14 protein-coding genes are annotated in these 14230 nt (G+C 52.7%); 8 read left to right on the top strand and 6 right to left on the bottom strand.

Annotated elements, in window-relative coordinates; genetic code table 11:
• The 4 genes from gspK to NY07_RS15530 all read left to right on the top strand — a co-directional run bounded on the left by gspK (window position 1) and on the right by NY07_RS15530 (window position 3530).
• Window positions 1-990 (top strand): type II secretion system minor pseudopilin GspK, encoded by a 990-nt coding sequence (gene gspK / locus NY07_RS15545; protein WP_033540318.1) that lies wholly within the window; start codon window positions 1-3, stop codon window positions 988-990.
• 86 nt (window positions 991-1076) lie between these two features.
• Window positions 1077-2267: a type II secretion system protein GspL gene (gspL, locus tag NY07_RS15540; protein ID WP_033540276.1), complete on the top strand. Its 1191-nt coding sequence runs from the start codon at window positions 1077-1079 to the stop codon at window positions 2265-2267.
• A 1-nt stretch (window position 2268) separates the two neighbouring features.
• The gene (locus NY07_RS15535) at window positions 2269-2745 is read left to right on the top strand and encodes a type II secretion system protein M (protein WP_033540275.1); all 477 of its coding nucleotides are present in this window, start codon (window positions 2269-2271) and stop codon (window positions 2743-2745) included.
• Window positions 2746-2768: 23 nt separating this feature from the next.
• A complete protein-coding gene (locus tag NY07_RS15530; RefSeq protein ID WP_033540274.1) occupies window positions 2769-3530 on the top strand; it encodes a type II secretion system protein N in 762 nt (253 codons plus the stop codon).
• Between the two features lie 69 nt (window positions 3531-3599).
• Here NY07_RS15530 and NY07_RS15525 read toward each other — a convergent pair whose 3' ends face one another.
• Both NY07_RS15525 and rsmD read right to left on the bottom strand, forming a co-directional pair.
• Complete coding sequence (locus tag NY07_RS15525) at window positions 3600-3887, bottom strand: DUF1145 domain-containing protein (protein ID WP_033540273.1); 288 nt, start codon at window positions 3885-3887, stop codon at window positions 3600-3602.
• Window positions 3884-4474: a 16S rRNA (guanine(966)-N(2))-methyltransferase RsmD gene (gene rsmD / locus NY07_RS15520; protein ID WP_033540272.1), complete on the bottom strand. Its 591-nt coding sequence runs from the start codon at window positions 4472-4474 to the stop codon at window positions 3884-3886. The genes NY07_RS15525 and rsmD overlap by 4 nt, the downstream gene beginning before the upstream one ends.
• Before the next feature lie 249 nt (window positions 4475-4723).
• On the opposite strand from rsmD, the gene ftsY reads away from it, so the two are divergent.
• From ftsY to rpoH, 4 genes are all read left to right on the top strand, one after another.
• On the top strand, window positions 4724-6316 hold the full coding sequence (gene ftsY / locus NY07_RS15515; RefSeq protein WP_033540271.1) for a signal recognition particle-docking protein FtsY: 1593 nt from the start codon (window positions 4724-4726) through the stop codon (window positions 6314-6316).
• 93 nt (window positions 6317-6409) lie between these two features.
• Complete coding sequence (gene ftsE / locus NY07_RS15510; RefSeq protein WP_033540270.1) at window positions 6410-7099, top strand: cell division ATP-binding protein FtsE; 690 nt, start codon at window positions 6410-6412, stop codon at window positions 7097-7099.
• Window positions 7100-7113: 14 nt separating this feature from the next.
• Window positions 7114-8079 (top strand): permease-like cell division protein FtsX, encoded by a 966-nt coding sequence (gene ftsX / locus NY07_RS15505; RefSeq protein ID WP_033540269.1) that lies wholly within the window; start codon window positions 7114-7116, stop codon window positions 8077-8079.
• A gap of 256 nt (window positions 8080-8335) precedes the next feature.
• On the top strand, window positions 8336-9193 hold the full coding sequence (rpoH, locus tag NY07_RS15500) for an RNA polymerase sigma factor RpoH (RefSeq protein WP_033540268.1): 858 nt from the start codon (window positions 8336-8338) through the stop codon (window positions 9191-9193).
• A gap of 26 nt (window positions 9194-9219) precedes the next feature.
• Here rpoH and menE read toward each other — a convergent pair whose 3' ends face one another.
• The 4 genes from menE to menD are packed head-to-tail and all read right to left on the bottom strand — an operon-like array spanning window position 9220 to window position 14184.
• On the bottom strand, window positions 9220-10644 hold the full coding sequence (gene menE, locus NY07_RS15495; protein ID WP_052125802.1) for an o-succinylbenzoate--CoA ligase: 1425 nt from the start codon (window positions 10642-10644) through the stop codon (window positions 9220-9222).
• On the bottom strand, window positions 10641-11699 hold the full coding sequence (gene menC, locus NY07_RS15490) for an o-succinylbenzoate synthase (protein WP_033540266.1): 1059 nt from the start codon (window positions 11697-11699) through the stop codon (window positions 10641-10643). The genes menE and menC overlap by 4 nt, the downstream gene beginning before the upstream one ends.
• Window positions 11696-12481, bottom strand: coding sequence for a 2-succinyl-6-hydroxy-2,4-cyclohexadiene-1-carboxylate synthase (menH, locus tag NY07_RS15485; protein WP_033540265.1), 786 nt, complete (start codon window positions 12479-12481; stop codon window positions 11696-11698). The genes menC and menH overlap by 4 nt, the downstream gene beginning before the upstream one ends.
• The gene (menD, locus tag NY07_RS15480) at window positions 12481-14184 is read right to left on the bottom strand and encodes a 2-succinyl-5-enolpyruvyl-6-hydroxy-3-cyclohexene-1-carboxylic-acid synthase (protein WP_033540264.1); all 1704 of its coding nucleotides are present in this window, start codon (window positions 14182-14184) and stop codon (window positions 12481-12483) included. The genes menH and menD overlap by 1 nt, the downstream gene beginning before the upstream one ends.
• Window positions 14185-14230: the final 46 nt, after the last annotated feature.

Below are 14230 nucleotides of genomic sequence, written 5' to 3'. Positions count from 1 at the left end.
ATGCTAAGAAAACAGCGCGGCGTGGCGCTGATAGTCGTGCTATTGATCGTGGCCATGATTGCCGTGATTGCCACCAATATTAATAGTCGGAATCAGATCTCGGTGCGCCGCACCATCAACTTGGCGCAATATGATCAGGCATATTGGTATGCCATCTCAGCCGAAGAGCTGGCGAAGAAGGTGCTAAAGCAAGACTTAGAGGATGCCGATGAGGGCAAGGTTCACCTGCAGCAATATTGGGCTCAGGCCGACGTGGTATTTCCTGCAGAGCAGGGAGAGATAGGCGGGCGTATCACAGATATGCAGTCGTGTTTCAATCTCAATGCCTTATCTATTGAGACTAATGAGGTGGAAAACGGCCAGCCTAAGCTGCCTTTGGCGGCAATACAGTTTAAGGGCTTATTGGTGGCGCTTGGCATGGATGATTTTTCAGCTGAACGCCTGACCCATACGCTAAAAGATTATATCGATGAAGATACGGTTGCGAGTCCCTTCGGTGCCGAAGATGCTGACTATGAGTCGCGCACTGTACCTTATCGTGCTGCTAATACCTTGATGAGTCATCGCAGCGAACTGCGTGCGGTGCTTGGCTATAGCCAGGATGTCTACCTTAAGTTAGCGCCTTATATTTGTGCTATCCCCGGCTATGATCGCCAGGTGTTGAACGTAAATACTATCGAGGTAGAGCAGGCCGCGCTGTTGGCGGGGATGTTTGACAATAAGATCAGCGTGGGTGAGGCGGAAAGCATCATTAACCAGCGCCCCGGTGACGGCTATGAGACGATAGAAGACTTCTGGTCTAACGGTTCTATTGCAGGGTTACGTCAGGAAAAGAACTTGTCGTCGAGCTTTAGCTTGAAGAGTAACTATTTTCTACTAGAGGCGGGTGCTAAGGTTGATAGTGCCGTCTTTAGAATGCAAAGTGTATTACGTGTGGGCGGTAACAACCAGCTGGACGTCTTGACCCGTCAATATGGCGGCCAAAAATAATCACCTGGGTGGACCTCTGGTTCGGCCGGGCCAAATAAAGGACAAGCTCATCGAGAGCAACTTCATGAGACTTGTGGAGAAAGACATTGAGTGAAAGATTATTTATCCGATTAGGAAGAAGCGCAGAGCAAAGCTGCTCTTGGCTGGTATGGTCGGAGCAGGAGCAGGAGATCATCGCTTCGGGAGAGTTGAGCGACGCTCAAGGCTTGTCGACGCTGACTGAACGCGCCGGTAACCGTCCGGTCGATATTCTGGTGCCTGCTTCAGCCATTACCCTGACATCTGTGCAGCTACCGGAAAAAGGTCAGCGCCAGGCGCTGAAAGCACTGCCTTTCATGCTGGAAGAGAACCTGGCCGAAAATGTCGATGAATTGCATTTCGTCACAGGTCCCCGTGATGGTGAATCTTTGAGTGTTGCCGTGGTGGCCCACGAGCAGATGCAGACTTGGCTGTCTTGGCTGAGCGAGGCCGGTATCAAGGCGCGTCAATTGGTGCCCGATTGCCTGGCGTTGCCGCTTCAGGAATGCCAATGGGCGGCGATGAAGTTTGGCTCTGATTACCTGCTGCGCACCAGTGCTGGCAGTGGTGTTAGCCTGGATGCCGCTTGGTTCCAGGCCGCATTGCCTAAGCTCGCCGTGAGACAAGAAGAGACTCCGATTACTCTGGCCAATTACAGTGATTTAGAGATCCAAGGTGTCGAGGTGAAACCCCTGCCGCTGGATCTGCCTATGTTGGTGTTGGCCAAAGGGATCCTAAATGCGCCACTTAATCTACTCAGCGGCATCTATACGCCTAAGCGAGAATACAGTAAGCACCTTATGGTGTGGCGCAATGCGGCGATCGTCGTCTTGGTGGCCTTGGTGTTGGCCCTGGTCAATAAGGGACTGAACATTCATCATATGAATGTCGAGCGTGAAGCGTTGCAGCAGCAAACGGCCGATATCTTTAAACAGGTGATGGGTAGCTCGCGAATCGTTAACGTTCGCTCGCAGATGGAGAGTCAGCTACGTACCCTGCAAGGTGCCGGTGGCGGTGTGGCCTTCTTTACCATGCTGGACGATATGGCCGAGGGCTTTAATAAGGTTCCTGATTTAAAGCCAACCAGCTTGCGCTTTGACAGTGGCCGCAATGAACTGCGGATGCAGATCACCGCTAAGAGTTATGCTCAGATCGAAGAGTTTAAAGAGATTATTTCAACTCGTTTCAATGTGGATTCGGGTGCCATGAACAGTGGCGAAGATGAAGTGACCAGTACCTTAACCCTAAGGAGCAAGTAAGATGGATAACATTAAGACGTGGTGGAATGGCTTAGTGTTACGCGAGCAACAGCTCGTGGCAGCTTGTGCCTTAGTATTGGTGCTGGGCATCTTATATTGGGGGATCTGGACACCCATTAGCCAGGCCGAAGCCGATGCCGAGCGTAATTTAACGGCTCAAGAGAGCACCTTGAATTACGTCAAGCAGACGGCGAATAAGATTATTGGCCTCAAGCAAGCCGGTGGTCAGAAGGGATTTTCCGGCAGCCTCAGTGCTGTGGTGACTCAGAGTGCTAAAAACTATGGCCTGGAGATCACCCGCATGCAGCCCCAGGGCAATAAAATTCAGATTTGGATGGACGAGGTGCCCTTCGATTCGCTACTCGATTATCTGAGCGATCTGGTGCAGCAGAAAGGCTTGTCATTGGAGAGTATCGATCTGGCCGAGGGCGAAACTCAAGGTTTCGTGAATGTGCGTCGTATCCAGTTCTCGCAGTAAAACAGCAGTATTAAGGTGTTCTAGTGAGTGTAGTGAAAAAAATCGTTATTGGTGTTCTCGCCTATCTGGTGTTTTTGGTCGCCCTTTTTCCGGCGAGTCTGGCGATAAAATTGGCTCCCTTGCCTAAACAGGTAAGTGTTTCAGGGATCTCTGGCACCATCTGGTCGGGTGAAATCGACACCTTAGTGTTACAAAAGCGTCGCTTAGAACAGGTGAGTTGGCAGCTGAGTCCCTGGGGACTGCTGATGGGTAAGGCTAATATCGACTTTGTGATAGGTAGTCGCGCCACAGCGGTGAACGGTAAGGGCTTTGTGAGCCTCTCAATGTCAGGTATCGATGCGACGGGCGTGCGTTTCGATGCGCCGAGTGATTTCTTGGTGGGCAATACTCGTCTGCCATTTCGTACCCAGGTAGACGGTAATTTCAGCCTGATGTTGCAATCACTAGAACAGGGAGCGCCCTGGTGTCAGCAGCTAACGGGTAAAGTCTTTGCTCAGCAGCTCAAGGTGAGCAATCAATTCGGCAAGTATCCACTGGGTGACGTTGCGGTGGCGCTCAGTTGTGTTGATGGCAATATCAAGGTGCAGACAGACGATAGCATGAACGTCTTGGGCTTAAGTGGTCATGCGTTGCTAAAAGCCGATAGTCTGGTACAGGTGACCGCTAAGATCAAAGAAACCGCGGCGCAGCCTGATGATCTGAAACAAGCGCTGAGCTTTTTAGGTAAGCGTGACAGCCAGGGATATTATCCGATCAATTATCAGGGACGAGTCCCTGGGTTATAAGCTTGAGAATATTGTAAGCTTGAGAATAGGATTGTAAAAGCCCCCGCAAGGGGGCTTTTTTGTGGAGCATTATTGGCCTTGTGGGGCTGTCTGGTTCATTACCCTTTGGCGATAGTCCAGCAGGCTAAAGACACCGAAGCACATGACGCTAAGGTAGTTCGCGTAGGTGATGGCCATCAATGGCTTAAACAGGGTGCGAAAGATCAGCGTCTGAATGCTATGCATAATGAGAGTGACCAACAGCAGTATGGTCAGCAGGGTACCTATATTGCCTTCAACGGGCACAAACAGGTTGTAGAGCATTACGCCCCAGGCAAACAGTGTGATGGCCTTACCACCTAGTATCATCAATTTCATTGGTTTTCCTCTGGCTTCTCTACTTGAAACAGGCGAAAGGTCACCTGACCGGCTTTCTTCTCTTTTAGGGGGATCCAATTAGAGGGGAGCCTTAAAGGAGGATGCTCGCTCTCGGTCTCAACATAGACAAGCGCATCGTCATTTAACCAGCATTGCGCGATGAGGCCATCGATACAGGCCTGTGCCAGCCCTTTGCGAAAAGGGGGATCGATAAAGATAATGTCAAATCCCTCAGTGGGTGGCGTCTTAAGTTGCGCCAAGGTATCGCCTTGTACTACATCGGCGCAATCACACTTTAAGGTCGCTAGATTTTGCTTGAGCTGCTTAGCGGCGCTGGCTTGTAGCTCGAATACCTTGGCGTATTTGGCGTAGCGAGAAAGGGCCTCGAAGCAAAGCGCACCGCTACCTCCGAAGCAGTCCAAGACTCGTGCGCCCGGTAGATCGCTGGCCAGCCAATTAAACAGGGTTTCTCTGACTCTATCTGTGGTGGGACGTAGCCCTTCGAGATCGTGAATAGGGAGTCGTCTGGAGCGCCACTGTCCGGCGATGATCCTCACCTGTCCGCTTGCGGGTCGATTTCTTGCCATTTTCTACCTGTATATTTGTGGATTCATTTAGCGACAATTTGGCCTCACCGGATTAAGTGATAGACTGTTGCGCTAAATTAAGGCTGCTATTTTAACGTAAAGCACGAGAAAAAGGTGCAAAGCCAGAGAGTTTAGGCAAAAAATGCAGCGCTTTTCCGCGTCACAAGTCTAACTATCTGGTTATAATGACGGGCGCAAAACGACTTTATAGCGAATTTTAAATCAGTTAGTTGAGTACTGGTATTACACATGGCAAAAAAAGGTTTTTTTTCTTGGTTCCGCAAAGATAAATCACAGCAGGAAGCGGCGGCGCCAGAAGTAGAAGTTTCGACCCAGTCGGAAACCGAACAGGCGAGTCACGAAGCCGAGCTGGCTGAGCAGGCTCGTCTGGAAGCAGAGCAGGCCGAGCAGGCACGTCTGGAAGCAGAGCAGGCCGAACAGGAACGTCTGGCAGCAGAACAAGCTGAGCAGGCACGTTTAGCGGCAGAGCAAGCCCATCTCGAAGCAGAGAGTGAGCGTCTGGCAGCAGAGCAGGCCGAACAGGCACGTCTGGAAGCAGAGCAAGCCGAGCAGGCACGTATGGCTGCAGAGCAGGCCGAGCAGGCACGTCTGGCTGCAGAGCAGGCCGAACAGGCGCGTTTAGCGGCAGAGCAAGCCGAGCAGGCACGTCTGGCTGCAGAACAGGCCGAACAGGAACGTTTGGCGGCAGAGCAAGCTGAGCAGGCACGTCTGGAAGCAGAGCAGGCCGAGCAGGAGCGTCTGGAAGCAGAGCAGGAGCGTTTGGCTGCAGAGCAAGCCCATCTCGAAGCAGAGAGTGAGCGTCTGGCGGCAGAACAAGCCGAGCAAGCAGAGCAGGCCAATCTTGAGGCTCAACAGGAAAAGCAGCCTGAGCCACAACAGAAACCGACAAAAGAGGGTTTCTTTGCCAGACTCAAACGCGGACTTAAGCGCACCAGTGAAAATATCGGTAGCGGATTCATCGGCCTGTTCAAGGGCAAGAAGATAGATGATGAGCTGTTTGAAGAGCTGGAAGAGCAGCTGTTGATCGCCGATGTTGGCGTAGAAACGACCAGTCGCCTGATCGCCAAGCTGACCGAGCAGGCCAGTCGTCGCCAGCTAAAAGATGGTGAGGCGCTGTACGAGCTGATGCGCGAAGAGATGCAAAAGACGCTGGAACCTGTGAGTATCCCTCTGGTGCCGGAAAACAGCGAAGGGCCATTTGTGATCCTTATGGTTGGCGTGAATGGCGTGGGTAAGACCACGACTATCGGCAAGCTGGCCAAGCAGTATCAGCAGCAAGGCAAGTCTGTGATGTTAGCGGCGGGTGATACTTTCCGCGCCGCAGCGGTCGAGCAGCTGCAGGTTTGGGGTCAACGTAACGATATTCCTGTGATTGCTCAGCATACGGGGGCCGATAGTGCTTCTGTGCTGTTTGATGCGCTACAGGCCGCGCGTGCCCGTAATATTGATATCCTTATCGCCGACACAGCTGGACGCCTGCAAAACAAAGCGCATCTGATGGATGAGCTGAAGAAAGTCGTGCGGGTGATGAAGAAGCAAGATGAGAGTGCCCCACACGAGGTAATGTTGACCCTGGATGCGAGTACGGGTCAGAATGCCATCAGTCAGGCGCAGCTGTTTAAAGAGGCGGTTGGCGTAACAGGCATCACCATGAGCAAGCTCGACGGTACGGCCAAGGGCGGGGTTATCTTTGCCATTGCCGATAAGTTTGGTATACCTATCAGACATATAGGTGTGGGTGAGCAGATCGATGATTTAAGAACTTTCGATGCGAAAGACTTTGTCGATGCCCTGTTTAGTCAAGAGGAAGAAGCCAAGTAAGCGGACGCCTATATACCCAAGGCCAGCAAGGTTCCTACATGGGGCTGGCCTATAATAATAACGCATAAATGCAACATCTAAGATTGGGTACTTATGATTCGATTTGAGCAGGTTAGCAAAATTTATCCAGGTGGACAGAAAGCCCTCACCGATGTGAGTTTTCATTTAAAGCGTGGAGAGATGGCGTTTTTAACCGGCCACTCAGGTGCTGGCAAGAGTACCCTGCTTAAGTTGATCACTGTGATAGAGCGAGCCAATGCCGGTTGCGTCTCCATCAATGGCCATGATATCGCCAACATCAGGCCCAAAGATGTGCCCTTCCTGCGCCGCGATATCGGCATGATTTTCCAAAACCACCATCTGCTGATGGATCGCACTGTGTTTGATAATATCGCGCTCCCCTTGGTGATCGAAGGGTTTGCTTTGCATGAGATTAAAAAGCGAGTGATGGCGGCGCTGGATATGGTGGGGCTATATGGTAAAGAGCGTCACTATCCCATCATGTTGTCGGGCGGCGAGCAGCAACGTGTCGGCATCGCCCGCGCCATTGTGAATAAACCCCCTCTGCTGCTGGCCGATGAGCCAACAGGTAACTTGGACCCCAAGTTATCCATGGATATTCTGCGTCTGTTCGAGACCTTTAATGATGCCGGGACTACCGTGCTGATCGCCACCCATGACTTGGGCTTAATTGCCAGAATGCGTTACCGTACCCTGACCCTGAAGCAAGGGCGCATCTTGGGTGGTGACGAGCTGGCTACCGCTAACGTCTTTAGTGAATAATTGAGGAGACTCAGATGAATCAGCAACCTCAATTGGTACGCAGTAAATTGCCGATCAGTGGCCGTATTGTGATGTTTTTTATTCGTCATATTCAACATGCTATGGCTAGCATGGGTGAGCTGTGGCGCAACCCTATCTCATCGCTAATGACCATGGCGGTACTCGGCGTCAGCCTGAGTCTACCCGCCGCGCTGCAGGTGTTGGTTAAGAACGCCGAGACCATCACGCAATCTTGGAACAGCGCCGCCGAGATCTCTCTGTTTATCGACGAGGGCCGCAGCGAGCGCAGCATACAAAGCCTGATCAGCCGTATTAGCGCCTATTCTGAGGTCAGTGCCGTTAGCTATATCGATCGTGACAAGGCGTTAGAGGAGTTTCAGCGTCTTTCAGGCTTTGGCGAGGCGCTTGCCTATCTGGATGAAAATCCGCTGCCTGCGGTGATCACAGTAACCCCAAGTATCAAATACGCTAGCCCTAATGGCGCCCGAGAGCTGCTGAAGAAGCTGGAGTTGGAACCTGAGGTGAGCTTCGGTCGTCTGGATATCGAGTGGCTCGAGCGTCTACAGGCCGTTGTCAGACTGCTTGAGCGAACCGTCATGGCGATTGCCGCCTTACTGGTGTTGGCCGTGGTGCTGGTAATAGGTAACACTATTCGCCTGGCTATTATGAATCGCCGCACCGAGATCGAGGTGATGAAGCTGGTGGGCGCCACCGAGAGCTTTATTCAGCGCCCCTTCCTTTATACTGGTATCTGGTTTGGGGTGATTGGCGGCGTGCTGGCCTGGGTGATCATCAATTTGTTAGTCTGGTATCTCGATGGCGCACTGGCGAGTCTGCTAGGCCTCTATGGTAGTACGCTGAAGATGCAGTCGCTGACACTGATTGAGCTGGGTGAATTGATACTGCTAGCCTCGTTTTTGGGCTGGTTGGGTTCATACTTATCAGTGAGACAGCACCTTAGAGCCATTGAGCCTTCTTAGTCCCTTTTCTAAGCGCTTTTTTAAGCTTGTTTGCTGGATTTATGAACTAATTTTCACTTGTAATGTCTATAGAATCGGGTGAAATTAAAACCAGTTCAGTTTCGAGTGTTGACATAGACTGTCAGATAGTTAATAGTTCATCAGCTTGTCCCTGGGCGTACCCACCTTTCACGATACCCCCACGGAACGCCGCTTTTATGCGGTGCTGAGCACTCAAAGTGTTAAACACATGCAAGATAAGAAGTTAGGAGCGTTAATGACGAATCAAACGCAATCAATGGCACTAATGGTACCTCAAAGCAGCAGTAGCATAGAGGCTTATATCCATTCTGCGCACAACATTCCAATGTTGGAGGCGAATGAGGAATATGAGCTGGCGAAGCGTCTGCAGGAGACCGGTGACATTCAGGCTGCGAAGCAGTTGATTATGTCTCATCTTCGTTTCGTAATTCATGTCGCCAAAGGTTATTCGGGTTATGGTCTGCCACAGGCTGATCTTATCCAAGAAGGTAATATTGGTTTGATGAAGGCGGTAAAACGCTTTGATCCCGATGTGGGTGTGCGTCTTGTCTCGTTTGCCGTACATTGGATTAAAGCCGAGATCCACGAATACGTGTTGAAAAACTGGCGTATCGTTAAGGTCGCAACCACCAAGGCACAGCGTAAGCTGTTCTTCAATCTGCGAAAGGCCAAGAAGCGTTTGGGCTGGTTTAGCGATGAAGAGGTGACCATGGTTGCCGAAAACCTGGGTGTATCTAAGAGCGACGTGACCGAAATGGAGTCGCGTATGGCAGCTCAGGATCCCGCTTTCGATCTGGCTAGCGATAATGATGATGACCAAGATTATGCACCTGTGCATTACCTTGAGGACCACTCATCGGACATCGCTTCTCAGGTGGAAAACGACAACTTTGAAGCCGATAACCAAACTCGTCTTCTGGCGGCCATCAAGACCCTTGATGAGCGTAGTCAGCATATTCTACAGGCGCGTTGGTTGGACGAAGAGAAGACCACGCTGCAAGAGCTGGCGGCAACTTATCAAGTCTCTGCCGAACGAATCAGGCAGCTTGAAAAGAACGCCATGAATAAGCTTAAAGGCCGCATGGAAATGTAACGGCGAAAGCTAAAAAAAACCTGCTATTAAGCAGGTTTTTTTATGTCTAATCCATAGCGCTGCGCCGCGGCTTGTATCACCTGTTTGCGCTGTAGCTTAAGCCCGGTTTGCTCGACCTCTGGCCAAGGGTAATAACGGCGGGGACGCTTGAAGCGGGCAATATGTTGGCAGAGAAACGCATCGAGTTGTGCTGTGGGCGGGCAGCTGCCCTTGATAAGCGCCGCCGGTAACAGGCCAAACTCTTTGTCCTGCATGGCAAAGACCAAGGCTTCCTCTATGCCAGGGTAACGCCGCAGCACAACCTCTATCTCCTCGGGCTGTATATTCTCGCCCCCACAGATAAACATATTGTCGGTGCGACCCAGAATGAGTAACTCTCCGGCGGCATTCCACCTGCCGCGATCTTGGGTGCAAAACCAACCATCTTGTTCCAGTGGTTTGGCTATCGTCTCTGGCGACTCATCATCCAGGTAACCGAGAAACAGTGTTTCCCCCCGTACATAGATCACCTCATCGACAATCTTAAGTTGGCGCCCAGGTAGCGGCGTACCGCAACTGCCTTGCGCGTTTGCCCTGGCCGTGGTGATCTGCGAGCTCATTTCTGTCATGCCATAGCTGGTATAGGCGGGGATCCCCAGAGGCTCGAGCCGGGCGATTAGCTGTTCATCGATGGCGCCGCCACCCAGCAGCAGCGCCTTGAGGCCCTTAAGGGTCTCGGGTGCGTCATTAAGCAATCTGAGTAGCTGAGTTGCCACCAAGGAGAGGTGAGTCAGTGGTCGTGCCTTAAGTTGCTCTGCCAAGGAGAGCTCAGGGGCAGGCAGTGTGAGGGCCGCCCCCGCCAAGGCGCAGCGATTGACTATAGCCAGGCCGCCGATATGAAACATTGGCAGTGATAGGAGCCAGTTATCTCCCTGCGTCAGGGGGATGAGCTGAGTCGAACCTTGGGCGCTGGCGATATGATTGTTCAGGCAGTGCACGGCGGCCTTGGGCATACCACTGCTACCCGAGGTGAGTATGATATTGCAGGGCTTGCTTGGGTCTATTGCCTGTGGCTTGCTCTGTAAATGGTGCTCAAATGTCAGCGACAAACTGGCTTGCGGTAATAGGGCCTGATAGGCCTTGTCTGCCCAGAAATGACAGAACTGATAGCGATTGGCCAGAGCGGCGATCTGAGCCTTAGGAAATTTGGGATTCAGCGGGCAGAAGATGGCGCCGAGATCCACACAGGCCCAGTACAGCACTACCATGGCCAGAGAGTTTTGATCTACACAGGCCAATTTGTCGCCTTTACCAAGGCCCAATTGGGCTAGCTGCTCTGCGCAGCCTAATACCTGCTGACTGAGTTCCTGATAGCTGATGGCTTGATAGCTCCCCTCTCGCCAGCAGTATATCGCGACGCTATCTGGATGCTGAGCTGCACTCAGGTGCAGCGGTGAACAGTCTTGCTTCAAACCGCCTCCCGGTTGACTTGCTTTAGGCAGATAAGGTTTTCCAGGGTCAGGCAGCGGGTCTTGCCGGTCGAGACCAGAAGGTCCGCGCTAAAGGCACTTAGGGTATCGAGACCTGGTATCTCATCTGGAGTAAGCGCCTCGCTCAAGGCTTGCAGGGCTGTAATACCCAAGCTGGCTTCTAAACTGGCACTTAAGATCACCCTGACACCGGCCTCATGAGCTTGTTGGGTCAATTGCTGCAGTCGGGGCAGCGAGCCGAGCAGCATGGGTTTGACAATCAGCGCGGCCAATCCTGCTTGCATAGCAAATTGATAGTTAGGATCGTTGAGGCTTTCGTCGAGGGCGAAACCCACTCCCAGGGCTTGAAAGAGTAAGCTGTTATCTTGGCGCTCTATGCAAGGCTCTTCGATATATTCGATTGCAGCTAACGGCAGGCAGGCGAGAAAGTCGATAGCCTGGGACAGAGTAAAACAGCGGTTAGCATCTAATCTGAGCTTTAGATCGGGGCGGATTGCCAGCACTCTGTGGATCATGGCGATCTCCTGCTCCATGGAGGTCTGGCCCACCTTAATTTTGACCGAGTGGGTCGAGGCATCGAGCGCCTTGATGCGGGCATCTAATACCTGAGGCGGCTCGTCTTGCGCCTGATAGATCAGTGGAATGGCTCGTCGTCCCTGCCGCGCTGGGCGCAATCTGTCTGTGAGTTTGGCATGTAGCAGTGATAGCCCAAAAGCGATGGAGGGCAGGCTTGTCTGTTCAGAACGGGTTATTAACTGCTCGATATCGCTTGTGATCAGCTCATCGAGCATAGGTGTCAGCTCTTCGATAACCTCAGCGAGTGTCTCCTGACTAAAACCTTTCAGCGGCTGCTCATCAACGTCTTGACCGCTCAGTGGAGAGATCTCCACTTCGGCGCTAACGAGGGTTTGCCCATCGTCCTGGGCTGAGGCTCTAAGTACTAGCCCCTGGCGACTGTCGATACGTTGTTTACCCACTGGAAGCAGTTTATCCAGAGGGATCTGATAGCGATAGAGGCTAAGGTGCATGAGTTTCATGAGTGTGTCCTGAGCTTGGCGATAAGGCTATCGCAGAAGGCCTCTGGCTGAGCCAGATGCACGTTGTGACCCGCTTGGTCAAATAGAGTGAGCGAGATAGGCTGATGCGACTGCCATGACTGCGCCAGGGTGAGAAATTTATTGTCCATTTTTCCGGCATAGTAATGCCATTCTATGGTTGTTTGCTTAGGCATATGCGACAAATTGGCTTGATTACCCAGAGAGGTCGGCAGATAGATACTTGCCAGTGCCTTAGGGTTATTAGTTGCCCTAGCTTGGATCAGGGCCTGTCTCTCACTGTCGTTCAGTGTGGCAAATACCCCTTGTCGATACCAAAGGTCGAGAAATTCGACCAAGGGCTGGGACAAGAGCCGCGTTTGCCACTGACTGTCTTGCTTAAGGCGCTCAGTTCGCGCCTGCTCGCTGTCTAATCCTGGGTGGCAGGATTCCAGGTTGATGCTTAACAAGCGCGCAGGAGCGCTGGCGGCTAAGTGCAGGGCAATACGCCCTCCTAGCGAGTAGCCCAGCAGGTGAAAGCGTTTGACCTCGAGCTTGTCCAGCGCTTCTAAGATCTGCTCAACTACCAGGTCAAAACCTGTGGTCTGTGACGTTTCAGCTAGCGCTGGGCTGTCGCCATGGCCAGGCAGATCCACTGCGATGCAATGGAAATGGCGGCTTAGCCTTGGCATCAGGAGTTGCCAGTCAGTTTTACTGCCCAGAAAGCCATGCAGCAAGACTAGCGCTGGCAGTTCTGCCTTACCCATGGTGCGATAGGCCAGCATCAGCTTTGCTTTATCCAGCTGGCAAGGCGGGCAATCTGTTCACTGGCTTGATCTTGCGCCACGCAGACCTCAATAACGGAGGCGCCCCGATAGTCGAGCGCGTCGCGATAAGCTTCGTTAAAGCTCAATAGATCTTCTACCCTGTTGTAGGGCAGGCCGAACATGGCGGCGCCATAGCCAAACTCTAAACCGTGGGCAAGGCGATAGTAGTTGCTACGTAGTTTCTCGTCGGGCACTGGTAACAGATTGAAAATATTGCCGCCGTCGTTATTGAGTATGACGATGACAAAGGGACCTTGCTGCTTTGCTGCTAATGCCAGCGAGTTGAGATCGTGTAGCTGGGACAGATCCCCTATGATCAGGGTTGTCGCTTGGCCTTTGTGCGCCGCAATACCGCAGGCGGTAGCGAGTAGACCGTCGATGCCGGAGGCGCCTCGATTGGTGTAGATGCTGGGCGCCGAGGCTGTTATCGGGGCGAACATATCATAGAGGCGCACCGGTAGGCTGTTGCCGATAAAGAGTTGTTGCTCGCCCTGGTTGGCGACGGCGCGCACCACCTGCGCCTCACCAAATTCGGCGTCGTCTATCTGTTGCTGGAACAGGGTAGCCAGCTGCTCGTTAGCCTCTATTAGCTGCACAGCCCAATTCGCCTCAGAGGATCTGGGCCAGGGCAGTTGCGTAAAGTTGGCAAGGGGGCTTACCCAGATCTGCTTAGCGCTATGGCTAGGATCGAGGCGGGTCTGCTCGGGCAGAACCTGCCAGTAGCGTTTCCATTTTTGCTCGTTTAAGTAACTGATTAGGCGTTTCGACAACAGGCGGCCGCCAAAGACCAGCACAGTATCGGCGGCTTGCAGCAAGGCCTTGGCTTTAGGTTGCAGCAGGAGTTGGTCTATATTGCCGATGGCCGCGCCATGTTGCCTGAGTTGGGATTGGGCATCGGTCAGCAGCGGCCAACCCAGTTTCTGTGCCAGTTCGACCAGCTGCTCAGGATGCTCGTGTGGCGCTAGAGTGCCCGCAACTATCACCCCTTTACCGTGAACGAAACGCGCCAAGGCATCGGGCGCGGGTGAACTGATGAGTTTGGCCTCAGCATAGTGATTGTAGGGATTTACGCTATGTTGCCAGTTGCCCAGAGGGCTGAGGTACTGGGTAAAGTCGGCGCTCATTGAACTCGGGTATAGCGGCTCGCGATACATGCAGTTGACGTGCACCGGCCGTTTGGCGTTGGCAACAGACTCATCCAGTAGGGTCAGTAGCGCCTGGGGGGGGATCGCCAGATCTGGTGTCGGCAGGTTTACCTGTTTGGCGTAGTCGGCAAAGATCGCCGGTTGTACTATTGCCTGGTTGGCGCCGCAACCCAAAAGCTCTGGCGGTCGGTCACCGGATAAGACGATCAGGGGGACCTGTGTCAGCCAGGCTTCGACGATAGCAGGGTAGAGGTTAGCCACTGCGGTACCCGAGGTGGTAATAATGGCCACAGGGGCACGACTGGCCTTGGCCAGTCCCAGTGCGAGGAAGCCCAGGCCTCGCTCGTCGAAGTGTAAATGTTGTTTGAGTTTGCTTTGCTTGGCTGCCGCCAGTGTCAGAGGGGTAGAGCGGGAGCCGGGTGCCATGCAGACATGCTGTACCCCAAGGCGTGCTAGCTCTTCGAGAATAAGTGAGCCCCAAAGAAGATTTAATTCGGCGGTTTTTTCAATCTGCATAATGGCTTAATCAATGAAAGAGTTAAGGTTAGTCTATCGCTAAGCG

Origin of the sequence: Shewanella sp. ECSMB14101 (assembly GCF_000773485.1) — a bacterium.
Lineage (GTDB): Bacteria > Pseudomonadota > Gammaproteobacteria > Enterobacterales > Shewanellaceae > Shewanella > Shewanella marisflavi.
The sequence above is the reverse complement of the archived record's forward strand: the minus strand, read 5'-3'. Positions and strand labels throughout refer to the sequence as shown.